Consider the following 21,888-nt stretch of genomic DNA (forward strand, 5'->3'; position numbering starts at 1 on the left):
CACCGGATCACCCCGGCCACCGTGGATCTCATGTCCACAGCATTGCAGGAGTGACCCGGTGATTCGCGTCAGTTGTTGCCGAAACCGGCGCGTCGCAGGGCGTCGGCCAAGGATCCGGAGGCGGCCGGCGTCGAACGGCGGTCGCCGCCACGGCCCTGCTGCCCACGATTGCCCTGACCGCTGCGTCCACGACCGCCGCCCTGGTTGCCGCTGCCCTGACCTCCGGGGCGACGGCCACCTCCGCGCGGCTGGCCGCCCGACTTCTCGGCGCCCGGGGTGGGGACCTCGTCGTCGAGGCGCAGCGTCAGACCGATGCGCTGGCGCGCGACGTCGACCTCGAGAACCTTCACCTTGACGACCTCACCGGACCGGACGACGTCGTGCGGATCCTTCACGAAGCTGCGCGACATCGCGGAGACGTGCACGAGGCCGTCCTGGTGCACACCGACGTCGACGAACGCACCGAAGGCCGCGACGTTGGTGACCACTCCTTCGAGGACCATGCCGGGCTTCAGGTCGGCGACCTTCTCGACACCGGCGGCGAACGTCGCGGTCTTGAACTCCGGACGCGGGTCGCGGCCGGGCTTCTCGAGCTCGGAGATGATGTCGGTGACGGTCGGGACACCGAAGCGGTCGTCGGCGAACTCGTCGGCGCGCAGCTTCCGCAGGGTCGCGATGTTGCCGAGCAGTTCGCGGACGCTGCTGCCGGTCCGGTCGACGATCCGCCGCACCACCGGATACGCCTCGGGGTGCACCGCGGACGCGTCGAGCGGGTCGTCGCCGTTGGGGATGCGCAGGAAGCCCGCGCACTGTTCGAAGGCCTTCGGGCCGAGTCGCGGAACGTCCTCGAGCGCTCGCCGTGCACGGAACGGACCGTTCTGGTCGCGGTGGGCGACGATGCTCTCCGCGAGCGAGCCGGTGATCCCCGAGACCCGCGACAGCAGCGGGACAGATGCCGTGTTGACGTCGACGCCAACGGCGTTCACCGCGTCCTCGACGACCGCGCCCAGCGACCGCGCGAGCATCGTCTCGGACACGTCGTGCTGGTACTGGCCGACCCCGATCGACTTCGGGTCGATCTTGACCAGTTCGGCGAGTGGATCCTGCAAGCGGCGCGCGATGGAGACCGCACCACGGATGGACACGTCGAGATCCGGGAGTTCCTTGGTGGCGTACTCGGAGGCCGAGTAGACGGACGCGCCCGCCTCGGACACCACGATCTTCGTCAGCCCGGGCACCTTCGCCAGCGACACGAGTTCGGCTGCGAGAGCGTCTGTCTCACGCGACGCCGTGCCGTTGCCGATGGCGATCAGTTCGACACCGTGCCGCGCGACCAGCGCGGCGAGCACCGCGAGGGCCTCGTCACGCTTGTTGTGCGGCTGATGCGGATAGATGGTGGCGTGGTCGACGACCTTGCCGGTCGCGTCGACGACAGCGACCTTCGTGCCGGTGCGGTAGCCGGGGTCGAGGCCCATCGTCGGTCGCGTTCCGGCCGGTGCGGCGAGCAGCAGGTCCTTGAGGTTGGCGGCGAAGACGTCGACCGCGTCCTTCTCGGCGGACTGCCGCAGCCGCATCCTGATGTCCAGCGACAGCGACATCTGCAGCTTGGTGCGCCACGCCCACCGCACAGTGTCGAGCAGCCACTTGTCGGCGGCGCGTCCCTCGTCGGCGATGCCGAAGCGCGTCGCGATCCGGCCCTCGTAGTAGGTGCGCTCACCGGGCACCGGCTCGTCGATCTCGGGATCGAACGACAGCGACAGCACCTCCTCCTTCTCGCCGCGCAGGAGGGCGAGAATGCGGTGCGAGGGCAGCTGGGTGAACGGTTCCGAGAACTCGAAGTAGTCGGAGAACTTCGCGCCGTCGTTCTCCTTGCCGGACCGCACGGTGGAGCTCACCTTGCCGCGCGTCCACATCGCCTCGCGGAGCTCGCCGACGAGGTCCGCGTCCTCGGCGAAGCGTTCGACGAGGATGGCGCGCGCACCGTCGAGCTGCTCGGAGGTGTATCCGGCGGGGTCGGTGGTGGGGTCGCCGATGAGCGCGTCGGCGACGGGTTCGTGACCGGCCTCGCGCGCGATCTGCGCCTTGGTGCGCCGCTTCGGCTTGAACGGCAGGTAGATGTCCTCGAGCCGCGCCTTGGTGTCGGCGAGCATGATCTGTCCGCGCAGCGTGTCGTCGAGCTTGCCCTGCGCCTCGATCGATTCGAGGATCGCGACACGGCGCTCGTCGAGTTCACGCAGATAGCGGAGGCGTTCCTCGAGGGTGCGCAGCTGGGCGTCGTCGAGCCCGCCGGTCGCCTCCTTACGGTAGCGCGCGACGAACGGCACGGTCGCGCCGCCGTCGAGCAGTCCCACGGCCGCAGCGACCTGGTCTTCGCGGACGTCGAGTTCCTGGGCGATCCGCTGGTTCACGGTGTCGAGTTCGGTCGTCACGTCGAACGACCCTACAGTTGCCGTCCCCCGCCCGCGCCTGTGACCGTGGGGCGCCCGCGCGCGTAACGGCACTCGCGCTCGCGAGCGGGGTCCGTGCAGGCTGCCGGGTGGACCGGCGCTATCGTCCACAGCACAATGGAATGCAGGAACCGGACATGAAGCACGGGCGCGGACGCGCACGATCGGGCGCGATGATGCTGTGCGTGGCCACCGCACTGGCCGTATCCGGCTGCGAATCGATGGACTCCCATCCGCTCCCGCACGAGGCGCTCGGTCTCGCCTCGGTGACGGACACCGATTCCGACGAATCGACCGTGACGCTGTCGACGGCCGGACTGCCCCGACAGATCGACGCGGCCGTCGCGCTCGCCGACAGGCGCGGAGCGCGCCTGACTGTCGCCGTGCTCGACCGTGAATCCGGGACCCGCGTGCTCGGCGGTTCGGACGAACCCTTCGAGACCGCCTCGACGGTGAAGCTGTTCATCGCCGAGGAGGTCCTGTACCGCGAGGTGACGGGCGAGGCGACGCTCGCCGACGAGGACCACGAGTTGATCCGGTCGATGCTGCGGTCGTCGGACGACAACGCGGCGACGCTGTTGTGGGAAACCTACGGTGGTCCCGAGATCGTCGAGCACGTCGTGGAGCGGCACAACCTGACCGGCACAACTCCCCCGGATCCGGGGTCCTGGTGGTGGAACACGACCACGACGGCGTCGGACCTGCTGACCTGGTACGACGATCTGCTCGGCGACAGTGCCTCCGGTGATGAGAGCGCGGCCCGGATCGTCGGCCATCTGGTGGAGTTCACCGACGAGGGCATCGACGGATACGACCAGCGTTTCGGGCTTCCCGAGGGTCTCGGCGACTCCACGGACCTGGGTGTGAAGCAGGGGTGGATGTGCTGCCCGGCCGGTGAATGGCTGCACCTGTCCACCGGGTTCTTCGGCGACGACCACCGGTACGCGGTCGTGGTCGCGGCGCGGGAGACCGTCACCTACGAAGAGTCGGATCCCTTCTACGACACCGGTTTCCTGCCCGACACGGCGATGTACGACGCGACGGACGACGGGAGCGCGCAACACGCGCGCGAGACCGTCACGCTGGCGGTCGAGACGACGCTCGGAAGCGCGCACCGGCCCTGAGGACCGTCGGGCCCGGCGTCAGTCGTCGGACGGGAGCAGATCGGGTCGTCGTTCGCGGGTGCGTTCGAGCGACTGCTCGTGGCGCCAGCGAGCGACCTTGCCGTGGTCGCCGGACAGCAGCACCGGTGGCACCTCGAGGTCGCGCCACACCGCCGGCCGAGTGTAACTCGGCCCTTCGAGCAGTCCGTCGGAAAACGAATCCTCTTGATGCGACGCCTGATTGCCGAGTACACCGGGCAGCAGACGGACGACGGCCTCGACCATGACGAGGACGGCGACTTCCCCACCGATGAGGACGTAGTCGCCGATGCTCACTTCTTCGACGCGCACGCGCCGCGCGGCATCGTCGAAGACGCGCTGGTCGATTCCTTCGTAGCGGCCGCAGGCGAAGACGATCCGCTTCTCCTTCGACCACCGTTGTGCGGTGGCCTGATCGAAGCGGCGACCGGCGGGCGTCGGGACGACGAGCAGTACGTCGGGATCGGTTTCACCGTCGGGCCCGGCGAGCACGTCGTCGAGCGCCGGTCCCCACACGGTGGGTTTCATGACCATGCCCGGTCCGCCGCCGTAGGGCGCGTCGTCGACGGCCTTGTGCACGTCGTGCGTCCAGTCGCGCAGGTTGTGCACACCGACGGAGATGAGCCCCTTGTCGATCGCCTTGCCGAGCAGGGCGACGCGCAGGGGTTCGAGATATTCGGGGAAGATGGTGACGACGTCGAGCCGCACGGACTACTGCTTCCCCTCGGTCGACTTCTTCTTCTTGGACGGCGGTTCCCCGAAGTCGGGGTCGAGGAGTCCTTCGGGCGGATCGATCTCGATCACGCCGTCCCGGACCGACACCGTCGGGACGATCTCGGTGACGAACGGGACGAGTAACTCTCCGCGCTCCTGGCCGGCTGGCCGGATCGACAGCAGTTCGCCGGCGGCCGTGTGCAGGACCTCGCGGACGGTGCCGACCTCGGTTCCGCCGTCGGGGCGACCGGCGACGATCCGCACCGTCAGCCCTTCGAGTTCGTGGTCGTAGAACTCGTCCGGGTCGTCGGACGGCGGAAGGTCGGCGCTGTCGACGACGAACAGCACCCCGCGCAGTGCGTCGGCGGCGTCGCGACCGTCGATGCCCTGCAGGCGCAGCAGAAGCCGCCCGGAGTGCTCCCGGGCGGCTTCCACTGTGTACTCGTGCAGGTGCCTGTCGCGAGGCTTACGGCCACGCAGGACCGCGCCGACGGCGAAGCGCTCTTCGGGTTCGTCGGTGCGAACCTCGACGACGACTTCGCCTCTGATGCCGTGCGACTTGGCCACACGGCCCACGACGAGCTCCATCGACGCTCGCCTAGCGGTCGGTGTCGACGACGTCGACACGGATACCCCGGCCACCGATTCCGGTGACGAGGGTCCGCAACGCGGTCGCGGTGCGACCGCCGCGGCCGATGACCTTGCCGAGGTCGTCGGGATTGACGTGCACCTCGACGGTGCGGCCCCGACGGCCCGCGATCAGGTCGACGCGGACGTCGTCGGGATGGGCGACGATTCCACGAACGAGATGCTCGACGGCATCGGCGACCACGGCGCTCATTACTCGGCGGCCTCGGTGGACTCGGCCTCGGTGGACGCCTCGGCGGCCTCTTCCTTGGCAGCCTTCTTCTTCTTGGGCGTGACGGCCTCGGCAGCCGGCTCGTTCTCGGCCTGCGCGAGAGCGGCCTGGAACAGCTCGAGCTTGGACGGCTTCGGCTCCGCCTTCCTCAGGGTGCCCTCGGCGCCCGGCAGGCCCTTGAACTTCTGCCAGTCACCCGTGACCTTGAGGAGGTTGAGGACCGGCTCGGTCGGCTGCGCGCCGACGGCCAGCCAGTACTGCGCACGCTCCGAGTCGATCTCGATCAGCGAGGGCTCTTCCTTGGGGTGGTACTTGCCGATGGTCTCGATGGCCCGGCCGTTGCGACGGGTGCGCGAGTCCGCAATGACGACGCGGTACTGCGGGTTGCGGATCTTGCCGAGACGGGTGAGCTTGATCTTGACAGCCACTGCTGTGTTCTCCTTCGGGGTGCGCCGAGGCGCGTGTCACGTGCAATTCGGACGACGCGCCCTTCTGGCACGCCCGGTTTTGCCTCTAGCCTGTGACCGCCGCGCGGTACGTAACCGGATGCGACGACAGCGAACCATTCTGCCAGACGCGCGAGCCAGGACGAAACCGGCACCCGGTGACTCCGCGCACCCTTTCTACAGCCGCGCGGGGCGCCCCGAGACCACCCGGCCGCGGAGCACCACAAGATCGGGACGCGCGGCCGCGGGGTCGCTGCGCGGATCCTCCCGGTACACGACGAAATCCGCCGACGTCCCCGATTCGAGACTCGGGTGCCCGAGCCATGCGCGGGCCTTCCAACTCGCCGCGGCGTACGCCTCGGTCGGGTCGAGACCCACGCGCACGAGCGATGCGATCTTGTCGGCGATGCGCCCGTGCTGCACCTGGTGCCCGCGTAGATCGGGATGCCGGCCTCGTGGGCAGCAGCGCCGATGGTCCCGTCGACGCGCGCGTACCGTACAGAGTGCGCATGTGCGCCGCATACGCCGGGAATCGCGTCGCCGATGAGTTTGACCCATCCGTCACCGGCCCGGGCCTGACGGGCCACTTCGTCGGGCAGCTACGACTCGTCCTCGAGGTCGACGGGTGTAGGGATGCAGCGAAGACTGGCCGGACACGCTGCTGCACATCGACAGATCCCGGGTGTGTCAACAGTACTCGTGCAAATGCGCGACTCGGTCGACCGCAGCGCCGATCGTGCGCGGCGGCAGCGTGTCGGGCACGCTGGCAGGGTGACAGAGCCTGACCAGGTGTGGCGTCCGCAGACTCGGCTACCGGTGTTGGTGACCGCCGTGTCGATCGAAGACGGGGAGACACCGCCCCCGGAGGTCGGTGCCATTGCGGTGTTTCCGCTGTTGTTCGAGGAGATGCCCGCCGATCCGGCGGATCCGTCGATCGTCACGCTTCGCGCTGCGGCTGAGCCCCTACATTCGGGAAAGCCCGCGTTGCAGCAGCCCGGGGACGGACGGCAGTGGTGGGACTGGACCGTGCTGCTGCGCGGTGTGGGGTGGACGGCGACCTGGTACACCCGTCGTCCGGTGCTCGGTCAGGTCGAGGTCACCGGCCGGCTGATCGGTGATCTGTCCTACGCCACTATCGGGCGGATCCGCGGCCGGGTCAGGCGTATTCGCGTCGCATCCGATCGGTACCGGCGCGAGGTCGATCAGCCGCACTCGCCCTTCCGGCCGGTGCCCGGCACCCGCCGCTATCGGCAGGTCACCACGTCCCCACGATCGTTCGCCCATGTTGCCCGGCCCAGCGGCCCCGACCCGCTGGTCGAGCGCACTCACGAGGTGGGCGTGCTGGTGGATCTCGACTTGACCGATGTGCCGCCACCGCCGCTGCGGCCGAGCATGATCCCCGCCGCGATATCCGCGCACGAGTCGGACCTGTGGATCGCCGACCGTGAGCTGCCCCTGGTCGTGCATCTCGACGCCGGCCGGCGCGTGCGCGAATACATCGTGCCCGGGCAGATCTTCGATACTCCTCCGGCCGATCGCACCCGCTCGGTGTGGGCACACGCCGACGGCTGCTGGGTGGGCGGCTGGGACGGAATCTTCCACTGCACCCGGGGCGGCACCGTCGAGGCAATTACCGATACACCGATTCGAGACGGTGCAGCCCATGGCCAGACCCTTCTCGCCGTGGCGGTGCCGGACCGCGGCGCCGCCGAGCTGATCCTCGCTCGCCCGGGACAGGACCTGGTGAGGCATCCTGCCGAGCAGTGGGGCGACCTCGAATCGATGACCACCTGCGAAGGTGGGTTTGTCCTGCTGTTTCGCCGGCGTGACCCGAGCACCGGCGCGCTCGGAGCGGCGCGCCTGGTCCGGGTCGATCTGCACGCCGCCGTGACCGTCGGTGCGCCGCTGGAGACCGCGGGGATGTCCTATCGGCCGTTTCTGACCGGCCTTCCACCGACGATCGTCGACGGCACCTTCGCATACCGGATACTCGACGATCTCACCCTCGCCCAGCCGAACTCGCTGCCTGATCATGTCCTCGGCGGCGGACAGATCGATGACCCGCTCTGGATCGTCGGCCATCCCCCGGACGGTTCCGGCCGTGGGCAGTGGTGGCCACTGCCGGGGCCGGCCGTGTATCCCGCCGATCACCACCAATACTGGCTGTTCACCCGCCTCGATCCGGTCACCTGGGAGCCGATCGCCAGCATCCCGATCCGCAGTCCCCGCCCGGACGTCACCATCGACGGAGCCGGCACCGTGTGGGTCACCGCTGCGGGGGTGCATGCCTTGCCGCACCAGCACATGAACCCGCCGGAACTGCTCGATGTCGCCGAACTCCTCGACCGCTCCCGCCTCCGGTAGCCGAGCACTCACGAGGCGCAGGTCCGTGTACGCACGCCGCCCGATCACCGGTCCGGCCGCGTCCGCCCACCTCCATTCTCCTTGCTCCGCAAGGCAGACCAGTGGTTCGAGGGGGCTACGCTCCTACATAGACCGTGGCACGTTCACAGCACGCGGGAAAACGCAGGTCGGGCGCAGGAACACCGCGGCGGCCACGGGGCGAGCCGATGATTCAGTCGTCCTCCCAGACCAGTTTGTGCAGACGCATCGCTTCGATCAGATCGGAATCGTGCTCCTCGACAGGGCCGTAATCCAGCACCGTGACGTTCTTGCTGACCGGTCCGTCACCGGGACGCTCGTCCAGCGCCCAGAGTACCAACCCGTCACCGTGCCGGGACTCGAACTCGATGCCGGCCACCGGCTCACCGCCGGGATCGGAGAGAGTGTTGATCCACTGGGAGATCGCCCGGGTCAGGGCACGCGGGCGGGCATTGCGGATCGCCGCGGTGTCGAGGTCGAGCAGACCGTGTCGGATCGCATGGGGCCGGACAGGGTGCGCAGGGTGGCCACCGATTCGGGGTCGCCGGGCACGACGAACCATCCGCTGATCGTGCCGCTGCCGGTGAAGCGCCCGTCGGTGGCGAACTCCCACGGTGCCCACGAGGTCGGCGAGTAGCCGACCCGGTAGGCGGCCACACCGTCGACGTGGACGCAGCGGACATCCCCGCGCGAGGTGGAGATCAGCGTGCGGTCCGGTGCGCTCATCCGACCGTCGCGAACTGCCGGGCAGCGGCGAGGACCTTCGGGCCGACGTCGGACAGCTCGCCTTCGCGCAGCAGCAGCGCCGGCGGGCGGTCGTCGAGGATCGGGTTCAGGCCCTGGAACCACGTCTGCGCTACGGCGGGGGTGTCGCGTTCGGCGATCAGCCGGGCGGCGCGGTAGGCGATGCGCAGGCGTTCGACGTCGGTGTCGTTGTTGATAGTGCGGGTGCCCTCGGCCCACTGGCGGACCGCGCGGGTTTCCTTGACCTTCCCCAGGTAGGCGACGAGTTTGGCGCCGAGCAGGTCGCGCAGTGCGGTGACCAGCTGTGATTGGGTCATGCGGGCGGCGTCGTTGTAGGCGGCGAGGTCGGGGCGTGGGTGAGCGGTTGTCATAGCAATCCACCTCCTGATCACATGGTAAATCACAGTCTTGATGCCGTCGAGGTTCCCACCTTGAGTGACTGTGCGGGGACTGCGCCGGGGTGGACGACTCCGAACAGGTCCGGCGTTCGGCTCCGGGGCACAGTCCGACTGGAGGCAGCCGGCGATCCTTCCCCTCCGCATTGCCCGGCCTCACCGGTGCCGCTACGCTGTGCGGCGGTTGCTTGTGAACCGTTTCCCAGTGGCGACACTCACCGTGGCGCTGGGACAGAGACAAGTGATGTTCCCGAGTGTTCGGCTTGTGCCCACGTCTACAGAACCGCGTTGAGGTGAGCAACGCAGAGACTGGTCTGACACATGCCCACCATCAATTTTCAGACGTGCACCGGAGAATCGCGCTCCTACATCGCCTTTCGCATGCAACATCGCCCCTGCCCGGCGCTTCTCCACTCGACCGATCCCGCCCAGCAGGAACTCGAAGCCACCGTGTTCCGCGCCTTGGGAGAGATCCGAAGCCCGTCCGCACATCCTTTCCACGTCAAACGCATCCGGTTGAGCAAGGCCCACGTGCCGATCGTGTTCCTGGACGGGGCGACCGAAAAGGTCGACGTCAGCGCCACATTCCTCGAGGTCTGTCTCCCGGGCGCAGACGGCGGGAGTCCGGCGGCCGGATTCGGCGTGCGCATTCTGCACATCCACGGTCGTGACCTTGTGCTGGGCCTCGTCGAAACAGATGCACGCGTGATCATTCGAGGTTCCGCCGACACCGACTGGAATGCGCTGCGGAGCGCACATTCTCGCCAGGTGCAGGGCAACGGCACACCGCTGTGGCACGAAAAGCGGTGGACCCCCGCAGAGCTCGCACTCAGGGACCATCCCTCATCGGTGTCACCGGAACCCCGCGTGCGGATGGAGTCGATGCTCCTGCGGCGGATCGCGATCTTCACCTCGTTCAGTTCCGCCCACCGCACCTATGCGTATGCCGGCGGCCCGGACACCACCAAGATGTGGCTCGAATACGATCCCGCGGTACCGAAACGGCACGATGAACTCGTATCGGCGCTGACCGACCCGACCTGGGGCCTGGCTATGCGGGTCGAATCCGATGACTGCGCCTGCGCCACGGACGGTATGTGCGTGACCGTGCTGACCACCGCGGCCGGCGACGCCACACTCAGGCTGCAATCCGTCGCCGACAGACCCGTCTGGGGGCGCGAGTACTTCGAGGAAATCGACGCGCCGCGAAAATGGCTCAACCGCGCGGTGCCCGTGGGCCTCACCCCACACCCGCCGACGGACTGAACGCCGACGACGCTGGTGGTGGCTGTGGGGTCAGTCGCTGGGGGTGGACGCGGCGGGGTGTGCGGTCAGGGCGGGCAGGACCGTGGCCATGATCGAGGCGGCGAACTCGGTCATCGGCTGCTGGGGATGGTCGGGTCCGTAGAACTGTTCGAGGAACGCCCGTAGGTAGCAGGCACCGGCGATCGATGCGGCGACTCCGTCGATGGGGGCGTCGGCGGCCACGGTGCCGGCGCGCTGTTCGTGCTCGAGGAATCGGGCCACGGCGGCGGGCAGCAGGGCCGGGCCGGCGCCGTGCGCGATGACGGCTTCGCGGTGGCGTTCGAGCAGGGCGGCGTCGGAGAACAGGGAGGCGCCGATTGCGAAGGTTTGCCGGTAGAAGGAGGTGATCTGCTCGATCGTCGCCCGCAGTCTGCCGTCGAGGGTGTCGGCGTCACCGGGGGTGCGGTCGGTGCGGGTGAGAATGTCGACGGTGGGCACTCGTTCGCGCAGGACGCTGAGGAACAGGTCGACCTTGTCGTCGAAGAGTTTGTAGATCATTGCTTCCGAGTAGCCGGCGGCCGCCGCGATCTGCTTGGTGGTTGCCTTGGCGATCCCGCGGTCGCGCATGATGCTCGCCGCGGCGTCGAGGATGCGATCACGTGCGGTGGGGGCGTGGTCGGGCATGCCCTGACGGTAACCTACGATCATGGTTAGTGAGTACCCACTAACCAGGGAGTCCGCATGCTGGTCCTTGCGATCGAAATCCTTCTCGTGCTCTGCGTTCTTCTCACCGCATGGTTCGTCGGATACGTGCTCTACCGCCTGGTCACCGACGAACAGCGCTGAACCCACCCGGCTGCGGGCACCCTCGCCGCAGCCGGTGAGCGCACCGCAGCACCACACCACCACCGTCGCGGCCGCGAGGACACCAACGCCGCCGCCACCCGATGACCGCGCCGCACGGTGCGGGCACCAGCGTAGGGAGCACACGCATGAACACGACACCGCCGCTCGGCTACCTGATCAAATCCGTCGACAACGCCCTGCACCGCTATGTGGACCAAGCCCTGCACCAAGCACACGGCGTCGGCCGTGGCCACTGGCAGGCCCTTCGCACCGCACAGGACGACCCCGATCTGACCCTCGAACAGTTCTCCGCGGAAGCCGCCGCCTTCTATACCCCCGCCCGGATCGACGACCTGCTCGCCTCCCTGACCGACAACGGCTGGCTGCGCCTCGATCCGGTCGCCTCGGGTACCACCGCCATGCGGATCACCGATGCGGGCCGCGAGCTGCTCGAGCAGATGAGCCGCACGCAAGCGCGCACCGCGCAGATCCTGACCGAAGGTGTCTCCTCCGAGGACTACGAGACCGTCCTGCGGACGCTGGCCACGATGCTCGACAACCTCGAGACGGCGACACCGCGATCCGAGACGAAACCGACCGCGTCCTGACCGGGTGAGCGTCCGGAGGTGCTTGTCCACCGCGATCGGCGGAGGCTCTGCGGGCTCGGACATTCCTGGGTGGGTCTTCGTCCCGGACGAAATGAACGAGCGTGATCGAAGAAGACCGCTGACCTGTTCTTGGACCCGCTGCATCGGCGGCCTGCCTGCGACACGGACGCGTACCGGCACGACAACCGCCGCTACTGGCTGCTCAGCCTCACCGACTCCACCGGACAAGTGATCGCCCGCACCGAAACACGCACCCCCACACCGGATGTCACCATCGACGGTCACGGCACCGTATGGGCCACCAACATCATCGCCGTGCACTCTCCCACCGGCGCCCTCCCACCACCCATTCCTCTCGCCGAACTCCTCACCCATCACCAGGCCGATCCACCACGTCCCCAGTAAATTTCGGCGACCACTGCACACCGAACTGCGCTAACCCTGCATGCGGAGGTTCCAGGATCTCGACTGCGCACTCGACCGGCGAGGGGGACGTATCCCCGGCGTGCCCTGCTGCCGGGCGAGTCACCGCCCGTGGCAGATCTACTCGGTGCGCAGCCGTGCAGCCACGTCGAGTTCGACGAGTGTGCCGGCAGGATCGAGGAGAAGCACGTCTTTCTTGGTAGCCACCCACACCCTTTCCTGTTCGTCGATCGTCACTGCCGGTTCCGGATCGTCGATCGCCGCCGCCGCGACGACCCGATACGTGGCGGGATCGAGCAGCACCAGCAGCCACCGCCCGTGCTCGCGGGCCGGGACCTCGTCCGGGCTGTCGAACGGCCACCAGCCGGTCTTCCCGGTGCCGTCGGGACGGTGGGTGGTCATCCACAGATGGTCCCCGGCTCCACCGAACGCCAGCGGCCGACCCGGGAGAGCGGGCACAGGCGTGCTCCTCAGATCCGCACCGATCGACACCGCCACACCGCGGCGATCGTAGATGGCCATCCGGTCACCGGTGGAGCCGACACGAACAGGAAACGACAACGGCATCTGCGGTCCGTCGGTGACCGTGCCGTCGAGATCGATGCGCACCATACGATAGATCCGCGGGAATGGCGCCGCGCAATCCTCGGGCACGGCCGGCACCACCGCGACGAACGCTTCCGAGGTAGCCGCCACCCATCGTGCGGTCGGCAACTCCACCCTCCGCGGTTCGGTGCCGGGACGCAGCACAAACACGCCCTCGCCCGCGGTGAGCAGCACCGAGCCACAGGCCGTGGCCGCTGCCATACGGTGGCCCAGATCGATTCGGTGCACTTCGAGGGCACCGGCCGCATCGAGGGTGCAGCGCAGTACCGTCTGTTCGGCGACGACCCAGCAGCCCGACGCGTCGGCAACTACCCGCCCCCGTGGCGGCGAAAAGGTCGTGGTGGCGATGGAGAGGGGCAGAAGATGCTCGGTCACTTCCGCGGCGCCGGCCGGGTCGTCGATCTGCAGCAGGACCGGCAGTTGCCGGTCGAGCGTCCACAGCACCCCGCCGTGGCTGTTGAGTGTCCCGGGACGCACCCGCGGTCGTAGCGGGGCGGGTTCGGCGGCGTCGAGATCCAGCTCGATCAGCACCCCCAGCTGACGCTCGACACGATGGTCGGCGTGCGCCGGGTCCGGTGGGTCGGGGCGATCGAACCACCGCGGCGAGGCGTCGATGTCGGTGTACCGGATGTCTTCGTCCGCCACCGCTGCCCAACTGCGGGTGTGGGGATCGTAGGTGGTCTCGCCGGTCATCAACTGCACCCGCCGCACCAACCCGCGGGCGGTGCCGCTGCCGAGCTCGGTATGGGCGAAGAACATCCCGGTGACCTCGACATGCTCGATCAGCGGCCGTTCCGATCGGCACACTGCGCTCCACCCGTCGCCGCGCAGCATCATCGTCCACCACCACCGCCCGTCACTGTCGACGATCGGCGGCGCGCCTGCCTCGAGCGGTTGCGCGTAGGCCCGCACCGTGCAGATCCGCGGATCGGCCGGATCCGGTGTGTACCGGTGGAACTGCAACGCCACCGACACCGTGTCCCCCACGGTTGGGGGCACGATCGATCGGTCTTCGATCACCCACCCGTCGACCACCACTGTCAACAGACGCCGCCGCGTAGGCACAACCGAGGAAGTCTTCAGATCCTGGGGGCGGGAGTGTTCGTTGTCGAACGACATGACTATCTCCGTGCACTAGGCAATCCGAGAGGCGACGCTCTCGGGCACGGAGCCACCGTGCACCCACTCTAACCACCACAGGCACGCCCGTTCACACAGCCGACCCAGGATCACACCGCGAGGGCACCATGCCACAGTGTGCACCGCTGCGGCGGCAAGGTTGCAGGAGCGCGACTGCGCGCTCGACCGGCGGTAGGGACGCATGTCGGCGGGCGCTGTTGCCGGTGTCGTCGAAGGTCCGCTACCGGATCCCGGTAGCGGATGCACCCCACGCGGGGATCATGGGTTCATGCACATCGATCGCCTCACACTCCCGGTGTCGAACGTGGTGATGCAGTACCGCGAGGACGGCAAGTACCTGATCGCACGCGAAGAGAAACTTCGCATGCTGTATGACGCCGAACGTCGCGGTCTCTCGATCTGGAACGAGCCGAACCACAAGGCGATGACCGCGTTCGAAGAAGAATTCGCCGGCGATGTTCCACATCCCACATGGTGGGTGATCTCAGGAACGGCCAGCCCCGACACCGACATTCACGTGAGCTTTGCTGACGACCATGTGGTGGGGCCCTTCAGACCGGCACGGGCAGCGGGGTCGGCTCCGCAGGTGTATCGCCTCGGTAAGCTCTGGACATGTGAATGGATCAGTCTGCCGACGACGGTTTATATCCATCGAAGTGACGATCCGACCGTCCCGCGAATCACGTTCAGAAGACCGAACTTCCTGCCACCAGCACCTCACCCCGAGGTGGAAATCGACGAAAGCCGCTGACCCTGCCCCGCGATCCTCCCCGTTCAGAATCTGCCGGCGGTGATCGAGTCCGGCCCGCACCCAACCTGCACACAAGCTGCTGTCGGGTCCGGTCGAAAGATGAGCAAGTTCGGTCACCTCAGTCTGTTCAGCGGTTCGATCGGCGCAAGGCCCAGATCCACTCACGTTTTTCGTGACGTTTCAGTCGTTCGACTGCCAGCTCAACGTTCCCGTTGTGGTCGCTGTCCAGCCGTCATGGAGTGGACGTCGATTCCGGATGCTGTCGACGACGGTCTCGATCATGGCGCTGACCGAGACCCACAGTGGGCGTGAACCACCTGCGGATGCGGAGTACTCGACAACACAGCCGTGCAGGTCGCCGGGGCGGGTGTCGACACACAGGGAAGTACCGGCAGCATCGTCGGCGATGGGGATCAGGTCGGGGATGAACACTTCGGCCGGACTACCCGCCGGCGCTGACCGGATCGCTGCCTCGTCAGGGGCGGAGCCTTCCGGCCAGCGCTCCCGTAGCTCGTCGTTGATCTGCGTCCACATGTCCCATGTCGTGACGGTCTCGTCGAGGGAGAGCAGCCGGAACATCGGGACGATCTCGATACCTCCGCCTTGGAGCTGGAACAGCTCACGGACCTCGTCCGGCCACTGATAGTCGGTGTGGTTCTCGGCGGCGTCGAGATCGTCCTCGCTGGCTCCTGCTGCCACGTCGTCGAGGGCGCCGCTGGCAGCGAGGTCCTGCCACAACACGGTCAGGTCACCGCCGCGGGTGGCGGACCGCGGTGCGGTGCCGTCGTCTTCCGGCTCGATCGCACTAGCGCTCTCGCCCTCGGGGACGGCATGACGTTGCTGAACGTGCCACTGGTGCAGCGCGTCTTCGGCTCCGGCCGCGACCTCATCCAGAGGCAACGAACCATCGAGGCCGGGAAGATCGATCGGCCCCTGCACCCCGTTGATCAGCAAACGGCCCGGAACCGCCTTGATGGTGCTGCCGGTTCTGTCCGCCCACTCCCGGGCCGCTCGCACCGCATCGCGTACTGCCTGCGCAACGGAGTCACTGTTGTTCAGACCGTGCAGTCCTTGCCCACCACCGGAGTCACCACGCCGGTAGAAGACCGTCAGATCCCAAGCGATCACGAGCAGATTCTGCCCTGTTCAACTGATCAGAAGGCGAAGTGGCAGATTTCTCGAAGCTGAATGGTGCAGCTGACTGATCAAGGTCCAATCCTCCACAGTGATCACTTCTCAATCGTCGAGACGAGTGCTCACTTCTCGACCGGGTGGGCCCTCCCCCTCGGTGCCATCGCGACTATCGGTACGACGGGGTTCGCTCTCTGGCACCGCGCGCGTCCTGCGGCAACAGGGTTCACGTGCTCGCACGGTATATGAGACACGATTCCATCGTGCTGGGGTTGCCCTCTGCGGCGATCTTCCCCTCGGATATCAGCGCGATCAACCGTCCCCTCAACACGTAGTCGGCCACCGGCCCTGACGGGTTCGTGCCCATCGCTTCGGCGACCACTCGGCTCATCGGTGTCGGCAGCATCGGCGTGCGCTGAAGCAACAATTCGTCGAAGTGATCCGCCGGCGCTGACCTCAGGGTCGAACCCGTCAGCACCCGAAACGGTGCGTTCTCGTGTTGAAGCGTTCGCCAACGCTCGGCCAGTTCGGCAGACTTGCTGGTATCAACCGGACGCGCAGTGTCGACGAGCTGGCTCAATTCCGATGGCGCCGTGGACGAGACACTCCCGGAGCCACTGTTTTCGGTGACGTCGATCAGTGACCAGGGTCGACCCTCGGCAGTGCTCGCAAAACACAGCAAGCTGCACAGTTCTTCAGCGGATCGTCTGCCGAACCAGAAAACCGTCGGAGTCGATGCGTCGATGAAGCGTGGATCCCACCGTCCGAAAGCCGGCATCCACGGATGATGTCGCCCCGCGATGACATCGCTGAACCACCAACCGGATGGGTGACGGCGCAGCGACGGCGCGTCGATCGGACCCCAGCTGAGATCATCGACGTCGGTCAAGATCATGCAGTCGTCGCCGATAGCGGCCAGCGCCTTCTGCAACGCGGTCCCGGCGGTGAAGCTGGGGGCAATATGGTTCGTCGGCACAACCTCGTGATATCGGACTGCGGCGACGATGTCGAACCCATGATCCTGCGACCAGGCATTCACAGGGGCCCTTCAGCGCTGCGATAAGCCCGTCCGTGCACCCGACCGACCTGGAGGCCCTCCCCCGCGCGATCACGCATCCGACGGGTCGTCAGGGACGGTTCGATCAGCGGGAATGGACAGGCCGAGAAGGATGGGGAGGTAGTCGTCGTAGCCCTCCCACGGAACCGGATGCGGCAGCGTATCCGGGACCTTGCCGGCCAGCAGCGCCGAAGTAGTTTCCGGTAGAGGATTGCGCAGCACGAGCAGACTCAGCAGATCCAGGAACCGGAAGGCCGTTGCGACGGCCTTGTCGGCGACCGTCCACAGATCCGCGGCCCATCCTCCGTCGAAGGCTGGCTCGAATCCCCACGCGTTCGCGATCTTGGGACCGATCTTCTCGAGCTCGGCGACGATGTCCGCGGTGATGTGCGCGCCGAAGGGTGCTTGCCCGCGCGGCGCGTCCGGCTCGCGCAGTGAGCCGAGCATCAGCGCCGGGCGGATCTGCACGTTGTGGATGGAATTGCGCAGTTCGAAGATCACCCGCAGGTCCCGCTGGAGCCGAGACAGTTCCGCGATGGTGGCGCTCTCCGCCGGCTCGGCGCCGTAACGCTCCGCGACCTCGCGGGTGTACCAGCGCCCGTGCAGCTTGGCATTGCGGGCGGACTCTTTCGGCAGACCCAGCGCCACGTGCAGCGCGCGGGCGACCACGTCCACCGCCCCGCACAGCAACAGCAGCAGGTGGTCGAAGTCGTCCATACAGTCCTCGAGCACAGGCTTGGTGAGATAGCTGCCCAGACTCCAGATGATGTCGTCGCGGCATTCGAGCACGCGGGCCAGCCGGCTCCTGGCAGTGAGATACCGCGACCACACCTCCTCGGTTATCTCCGCCGGCACACCACTCACAGCGGCGAAGCGCGTTTCCCAGCCGCGCAGTGCCGGAGCAAGGGCGTGGACCGAGTCGGCGTAGTAGTCGTGGCGGCTGTGTGTTCTCACCAGCCGCGGGCCGGTACGGAAGATGTGCTGACGGCGCAGATAGTGCGCGATGATCGGGACCGCTTCCGAGCGGGAGACCACCACCATCCGATCGTGCATCGGCAGCAACCGCGCGGCCGCCGCCGGTGCTTCGGAGATCAGCAGATCGAAACCAGCGGAGCGGGCCACCTCGGCCACGACCGCACAGGTCACTGCCTCGTCGACGCCGACATCAACCGTATGGCCTCGGGCAGCGAGCCTGTCGACGGTCTGCATCGTCTCGTAGACCTGCTGCCAGGGGTACGTCGAAGCGCTGGCCGCTTGGGTGGTCGAGCCATCCGGGTGCGGATTCTCGTCGTCGATGGACCAGTGATACCCCACGCCACGGTCCGTGGACTCACCGGCAACTACGGGGACGGCTCGGACCCTCAACAGGCCGGCTCGCGCGGTCTCGGAATGCTCGGTCGAGGTGATCGTGCTGGTCTCGACATCGAGGCGGAACACCCGCGGATGCTCGATCAACGCCTCGAACAGCTGCACCGGTGTGGAAGTGTCCTCCGACAGGCTCTCGACGTCGAGCAGTACCCGGATCTTGCGGGGACTCGGGCGGTGAGCGAACAAGTCCCCCTCGTCCTTGGTCGGCGACAGGTCCTGCCGTTGCTTGCGGAGGATCGGATCGTCACCACTGTTGTGCAACTCCCGGAAAATACGCATCACCGTGGCATTGTGCCGAAGCTGACCAGGTAGTTGACACGTCCCCTGATGTAGGTGCCGTGGCGACATCGGTTTGCGCGTCGCAGCGCTGTCGCGGCTACGTCATTCAAGCTGTTCTCGTCGCCCCACCGACAGCGGTGATCGTTGAGCTCCGGTCTCCAACTTGAGACCACCCGATCGCACTACTTGTGATGCGTCTCACTTTGCGAGATGGAAATCGAAAAATCGCAATAAGCCGCAGGTACAACCACTCCGTGGTTGTACTCGCGCGTAAGGAATGCAGACACGCGGGACACGATGAACACCACGAAGGATTTTCATGACCGTAGAGCAACATCACCAGCAGAACGACCGGCTCGGCGCTCTCCTGGAGTCCGCACAGGAGGTAGGAGCATTCGATGCGCGCGACCGCCTCACTCCTGCCTGCGCGGCACTCGCGCAGGAGCTGTACACCATCGCTCTTCCCCAACTCCTCGCGATGCTTAAAGACGGGCGGATCGCGAGCGCGGGCCCACTCGGTGCGGCGGTGCAACTCGATTCCGAAGACCTGGACTTCTTGGCCAAGAGCAAGGACACCAGGGAAGAGCTCGCGCTCGAGATGATCAGCCGAGCCTTCCGCCCGTTCCTGGCCAACGTGGTTGACCGGCGCGCGTGGAACTCATCGCAGTCCTCCCTGACCACGTTCTTCGTCAACCGATGCCTGTTGACCAAGGGGCAGATCCTGAAGGACTGGGTCGAGCACCGCCGCCGCCGCCAAGACGAACGCGCTGCCAAGAACGAAGGCTTCGAGAGGCCCGATCAGAGCTTCGACCAGGACGAGGAGTTCCTGCGCCACGCTGTCTTCCAACTCATCCAGGGAGCCCCGAGTGACGTTCGGCCCATCCTGGAAATCGTGTCCCACGGATTCGACATCCGCGATGCCGCAGCCGCGATGGAAATCACCGAGAACGCCGCGCGCAACCGGCTCTACCGCTGGCGCAAGCACATCATCACCCCGAAGCTGGGGCGCGTCGGAAAGGAAGTCCTTCCCCGTGGCTATGCCCTCGTCGAATACCTGCTGACCGATCACCGCTCCGCAGCCTGATCTCACCCTCAGTCTCAACCGCACGGAGGACGAATGCACACCAACGATTCAAATCCCCAGCCGCCGCATCGCTACCGATGGTGGTACGGACATCCCTTGACCTCGCTCCTCACAGCCACCGCGCTGGCAGGGCTGCTCATCGTCCCGTTCGGCGCCGACACCGCCGCACTCACACTCGGCGGCATGTTGTCCTTCCTGACCGCATGCAGGAGCGCCTACGGTCCCGGCGACAGCAAGGCATGACGCCACGCGCGGGGAAGCAGCCGAAGAGGAGACCAGCGAGGGAGGGCACCGACACGCGCTCCGCATCACCGTCGACCGCCGTCAGCTGCGCGGCGAGCCCACCGGCGACGACGCCGGTGGGCTCGCCCTCGCCGAGAACCAACAGCGCCGGCACACCCGCCGCTGAGTCCACCTGCCAGGAGGCCCCTGTGATCGTGACCGTCGTGCTGATGCTCGGAGCGCTGGTGCTGCTGGCCGGATTCGTGTGGACCCGCACCGCCACCGAACCCGCCCCGAAGATCGCCGCGCTCGCCGTCCAAGCCTGCGGCGCATTAATGCTCGGCGCGGCCGCGCTCGCCTCCGCCTCGTCCTGGACCGCGAAACTACCGATCCTGCTGAGCTCGACGATCCTGCTGACTGCCTGCACCTACGCCTACCGGCGTGCCCGCCAGCACAGCCAGAGCACCGACTGACCCGCTGCGCGACCCCGAACACCTGCCGTGAACTGCGCAGATGACACGTCCCCGCGCGCCGTGGGTGCGGGGACATCCCGGCTGGGTACCGGCGGGTCGGTCCTGCGGGGACCGGCCGCGACCGGTGCCTCCGTGATGGGCGCATACGGGGTTACAGCCAGCCGGGGCCGTGCTCATCCCACGGGTTCGGGCTCTCCGGTCCCCAGGCGAGGTCGATGGACCCGCCGCCCCGCGTCGTGTTCTGACCGGTCAGCAGCGGAATGCCGGCCACCACGGCGTCGAGGGCGATGTCCGGCAGCGGCATCGCCTTCAGTACCGCGGTGCACAGCCGGTTGTCGATCACACTTCGCGGCCCGGCTCAGTTTTCCTCCACAGAGCAGGGCTGCTCGGTCGCGGACGATGCCGGTGCGGTGGTGTGGATTCGGATCGGCTGCGGGGGATGCCGCAGCCGGGTGCCGTCCGGATCGGACATGCCCTGCACCCAGCCTTCCTGCCAGAAGCGCAGGTAGACATGCGGATCGCTCACCCACCGCGGGATCGCCGGATCTTTCGGCTCGCGTGTCGGGTTGCGCGCGAACCGCGCCCCCGCGCGGCGGCCGTCCCGATAGCCGCGGTCCTCGTCGTCGAGCATCGACCACTCCCCTCCCCTGTCGTGGTGCGGCCGTTTCGTCTGGGGCCGCACGCGCGAGCTGTGCGCGCCCGGCGACCGTAGACACCAGCACCGACACCGGTGGATGTGAGAGCGGCAGGGGCGGTGGCTCAGTCGAGCTCGTAGCCCGCCTCGCCGGCGATGACGGCCGCGACCTCGCTGGGGGTGATCACCCCGCGGATCAGATCGACGAGCAGGTCCTTGTCCCCATCGCTCATCTGCCGGCCTTCGATAGCCATGATCGGTTCCATCTGCGCGACAGCCGCGCGGGCGGCGGCCTCGGTCTTGTGGGGTGCTGTCATGGCCACCAGCACAGCACATCCCACTGCCCCACTCGCCGCGATCGCACGACGCGCGTGCTTCGGCCATCTCCCCGCCGGGGCGCAGTGGCATCCCCGACCACGGGTGCCGGTGCACCAGACGCGTGAGGAGCAGCGGCGCGAAATGCCGTGCCGCGGCACGTGCCACACCCACCCTTCGACGGTCCCGATCGCCGGATGCGAGGATGGGGGTACGTGCGTACCCCTCGGGCACGGCACTTCGCCGCAGGGAAGAGCCGGTCTACTTGCCGGTCTCGAGAATCAGAACGTGGCCCTCGACGCCAAGATCGATGGTCGACTCGGTCCAGCCGCTGTCGAAATAGTCGCCTCCGGTGGCTGCCTGGGCGAGCCCAGCACGGGTCAGACCGGTACCCCCAGGCGGCCCTCTTGACGATCGCCACCGTCCCCTGCACCACCTCGATGGCGTTGGGCTCAGACCTGGCCGGTTTCGATGCCTTCCGAGGTTGGGATCGAGACTTCTCGCTCGACGATGTCGAGATTCCCAGCAGACCGAGACCAGAACTGATCCCGGCGCCACCCGGGCCTGGGTGAACGTG

At 67.4% G+C, this 21,888-nt stretch carries 26 protein-coding genes; 9 read left to right on the forward strand and 17 right to left on the reverse strand.

Features of this window, described 5'->3' with window-relative positions:
* Positions 1-68: 68 nt before the first annotated feature.
* Positions 69-2,429, reverse strand: a complete 2,361-nt coding sequence (locus A5767_RS10840) for a Tex family protein (protein WP_024100628.1) — start codon at positions 2,427-2,429, stop codon at positions 69-71.
* A gap of 155 nt (positions 2,430-2,584) precedes the next feature.
* Between A5767_RS10840 and A5767_RS10845 the strand changes: the two genes are divergently transcribed.
* Entirely contained in the window at positions 2,585-3,571 is a 987-nt protein-coding gene (locus A5767_RS10845; RefSeq protein WP_231913170.1) for a hypothetical protein, read from the forward strand.
* Between the two features lie 18 nt (positions 3,572-3,589).
* On the opposite strand, the gene trmD is transcribed toward A5767_RS10845, so the two are convergent.
* From trmD to A5767_RS24155, 5 genes are all read right to left on the reverse strand, one after another.
* On the reverse strand, positions 3,590-4,297 hold the full coding sequence (gene trmD / locus A5767_RS10850) for a tRNA (guanosine(37)-N1)-methyltransferase TrmD (protein ID WP_006550956.1): 708 nt from the start codon (positions 4,295-4,297) through the stop codon (positions 3,590-3,592).
* 3 nt (positions 4,298-4,300) lie between these two features.
* A complete protein-coding gene (rimM, locus tag A5767_RS10855) occupies positions 4,301-4,891 on the reverse strand; it encodes a ribosome maturation factor RimM (protein ID WP_019289112.1) in 591 nt (196 codons plus the stop codon).
* Between the two features lie 10 nt (positions 4,892-4,901).
* Positions 4,902-5,144, reverse strand: coding sequence for an RNA-binding protein (locus A5767_RS10860; RefSeq protein ID WP_006550954.1), 243 nt, complete (start codon positions 5,142-5,144; stop codon positions 4,902-4,904).
* A complete protein-coding gene (gene rpsP / locus A5767_RS10865) occupies positions 5,144-5,590 on the reverse strand; it encodes a 30S ribosomal protein S16 (RefSeq protein ID WP_024100625.1) in 447 nt (148 codons plus the stop codon). The genes A5767_RS10860 and rpsP overlap by 1 nt, the downstream gene beginning before the upstream one ends.
* A gap of 195 nt (positions 5,591-5,785) precedes the next feature.
* The gene (locus tag A5767_RS24155) at positions 5,786-6,031 is read right to left on the reverse strand and encodes a hypothetical protein (RefSeq protein ID WP_064852289.1); all 246 of its coding nucleotides are present in this window, start codon (positions 6,029-6,031) and stop codon (positions 5,786-5,788) included.
* A gap of 348 nt (positions 6,032-6,379) precedes the next feature.
* Between A5767_RS24155 and A5767_RS10875 the strand changes: the two genes are divergently transcribed.
* Entirely contained in the window at positions 6,380-7,972 is a 1,593-nt protein-coding gene (locus A5767_RS10875) for a hypothetical protein (protein ID WP_231913171.1), read from the forward strand.
* 211 nt (positions 7,973-8,183) lie between these two features.
* On the opposite strand, the gene A5767_RS23710 is transcribed toward A5767_RS10875, so the two are convergent.
* From A5767_RS23710 to A5767_RS10885, 3 genes are read right to left on the reverse strand one after another with little or no spacing between them, the layout of a single operon-like run.
* Complete coding sequence (locus A5767_RS23710; protein ID WP_231913172.1) at positions 8,184-8,369, reverse strand: hypothetical protein; 186 nt, start codon at positions 8,367-8,369, stop codon at positions 8,184-8,186.
* A gap of 53 nt (positions 8,370-8,422) precedes the next feature.
* A complete protein-coding gene (locus A5767_RS23715; RefSeq protein WP_228045010.1) occupies positions 8,423-8,716 on the reverse strand; it encodes a hypothetical protein in 294 nt (97 codons plus the stop codon).
* On the reverse strand, positions 8,713-9,105 hold the full coding sequence (locus tag A5767_RS10885; protein ID WP_064852290.1) for a hypothetical protein: 393 nt from the start codon (positions 9,103-9,105) through the stop codon (positions 8,713-8,715). Before A5767_RS10885 ends, A5767_RS23715 begins: the two co-directional genes overlap by 4 nt.
* 345 nt (positions 9,106-9,450) lie before the next feature.
* Between A5767_RS10885 and A5767_RS10890 the strand changes: the two genes are divergently transcribed.
* Positions 9,451-10,395: a hypothetical protein gene (locus tag A5767_RS10890; protein WP_064852291.1), complete on the forward strand. Its 945-nt coding sequence runs from the start codon at positions 9,451-9,453 to the stop codon at positions 10,393-10,395.
* Between the two features lie 30 nt (positions 10,396-10,425).
* Here A5767_RS10890 and A5767_RS10895 read toward each other — a convergent pair whose 3' ends face one another.
* Positions 10,426-11,058 carry a TetR/AcrR family transcriptional regulator gene (locus A5767_RS10895; RefSeq protein ID WP_064852292.1) on the reverse strand — a complete coding sequence of 211 codons (633 nt, stop codon included), beginning with the start codon at positions 11,056-11,058 and terminating at the stop codon, positions 10,426-10,428.
* 308 nt (positions 11,059-11,366) lie between these two features.
* Between A5767_RS10895 and A5767_RS10900 the strand changes: the two genes are divergently transcribed.
* Both A5767_RS10900 and A5767_RS10905 read left to right on the forward strand, forming a co-directional pair.
* The gene (locus tag A5767_RS10900) at positions 11,367-11,828 is read left to right on the forward strand and encodes a MarR family winged helix-turn-helix transcriptional regulator (RefSeq protein WP_156665145.1); all 462 of its coding nucleotides are present in this window, start codon (positions 11,367-11,369) and stop codon (positions 11,826-11,828) included.
* A gap of 129 nt (positions 11,829-11,957) precedes the next feature.
* On the forward strand, positions 11,958-12,233 hold the full coding sequence (locus A5767_RS10905; RefSeq protein WP_064852294.1) for a hypothetical protein: 276 nt from the start codon (positions 11,958-11,960) through the stop codon (positions 12,231-12,233).
* A 138-nt stretch (positions 12,234-12,371) separates the two neighbouring features.
* Here the strand turns inward: A5767_RS10905 and A5767_RS10910 are convergent, their stop codons facing one another.
* Positions 12,372-13,856 (reverse strand): hypothetical protein, encoded by a 1,485-nt coding sequence (locus A5767_RS10910; protein WP_197483230.1) that lies wholly within the window; start codon positions 13,854-13,856, stop codon positions 12,372-12,374.
* Positions 13,857-14,265: 409 nt separating this feature from the next.
* Between A5767_RS10910 and A5767_RS10915 the strand changes: the two genes are divergently transcribed.
* Positions 14,266-14,748: a hypothetical protein gene (locus A5767_RS10915; protein WP_064852305.1), complete on the forward strand. Its 483-nt coding sequence runs from the start codon at positions 14,266-14,268 to the stop codon at positions 14,746-14,748.
* Positions 14,749-14,928: 180 nt separating this feature from the next.
* Here A5767_RS10915 and A5767_RS10920 read toward each other — a convergent pair whose 3' ends face one another.
* The 3 genes from A5767_RS10920 to A5767_RS10930 form a co-directional block, all read right to left on the reverse strand.
* Entirely contained in the window at positions 14,929-15,876 is a 948-nt protein-coding gene (locus tag A5767_RS10920) for an SMI1/KNR4 family protein (RefSeq protein WP_064852296.1), read from the reverse strand.
* Positions 15,877-16,105: 229 nt separating this feature from the next.
* A complete protein-coding gene (locus A5767_RS10925) occupies positions 16,106-16,918 on the reverse strand; it encodes a DUF3658 domain-containing protein (protein ID WP_064852297.1) in 813 nt (270 codons plus the stop codon).
* Positions 16,919-16,987: 69 nt separating this feature from the next.
* Positions 16,988-18,586 (reverse strand): hypothetical protein, encoded by a 1,599-nt coding sequence (locus tag A5767_RS10930; protein WP_156665147.1) that lies wholly within the window; start codon positions 18,584-18,586, stop codon positions 16,988-16,990.
* A 316-nt stretch (positions 18,587-18,902) separates the two neighbouring features.
* On the opposite strand from A5767_RS10930, the gene A5767_RS10935 reads away from it, so the two are divergent.
* The 3 genes from A5767_RS10935 to A5767_RS10940 all read left to right on the forward strand — a co-directional run bounded on the left by A5767_RS10935 (position 18,903) and on the right by A5767_RS10940 (position 20,362).
* A complete protein-coding gene (locus A5767_RS10935) occupies positions 18,903-19,667 on the forward strand; it encodes a hypothetical protein (RefSeq protein WP_064852299.1) in 765 nt (254 codons plus the stop codon).
* A 96-nt stretch (positions 19,668-19,763) separates the two neighbouring features.
* The gene (locus tag A5767_RS23075; RefSeq protein ID WP_156665148.1) at positions 19,764-19,910 is read left to right on the forward strand and encodes a hypothetical protein; all 147 of its coding nucleotides are present in this window, start codon (positions 19,764-19,766) and stop codon (positions 19,908-19,910) included.
* 188 nt (positions 19,911-20,098) lie between these two features.
* Positions 20,099-20,362: a hypothetical protein gene (locus tag A5767_RS10940; protein WP_064852300.1), complete on the forward strand. Its 264-nt coding sequence runs from the start codon at positions 20,099-20,101 to the stop codon at positions 20,360-20,362.
* 151 nt (positions 20,363-20,513) lie between these two features.
* Here A5767_RS10940 and A5767_RS10945 read toward each other — a convergent pair whose 3' ends face one another.
* From A5767_RS10945 to A5767_RS10955, 3 genes are all read right to left on the reverse strand, one after another.
* Positions 20,514-20,705, reverse strand: coding sequence for a hypothetical protein (locus A5767_RS10945; RefSeq protein ID WP_064852301.1), 192 nt, complete (start codon positions 20,703-20,705; stop codon positions 20,514-20,516).
* Positions 20,706-20,720: 15 nt separating this feature from the next.
* On the reverse strand, positions 20,721-20,993 hold the full coding sequence (locus tag A5767_RS10950) for a hypothetical protein (protein WP_064852302.1): 273 nt from the start codon (positions 20,991-20,993) through the stop codon (positions 20,721-20,723).
* A gap of 128 nt (positions 20,994-21,121) precedes the next feature.
* The gene (locus tag A5767_RS10955; RefSeq protein WP_064852306.1) at positions 21,122-21,313 is read right to left on the reverse strand and encodes a hypothetical protein; all 192 of its coding nucleotides are present in this window, start codon (positions 21,311-21,313) and stop codon (positions 21,122-21,124) included.
* Positions 21,314-21,888 lie beyond the last annotated feature (575 nt).

Source organism: Rhodococcus sp. 852002-51564_SCH6189132-a (assembly GCF_001665495.1).
Taxonomy (GTDB): domain Bacteria; phylum Actinomycetota; class Actinomycetes; order Mycobacteriales; family Mycobacteriaceae; genus Rhodococcus; species Rhodococcus pyridinivorans.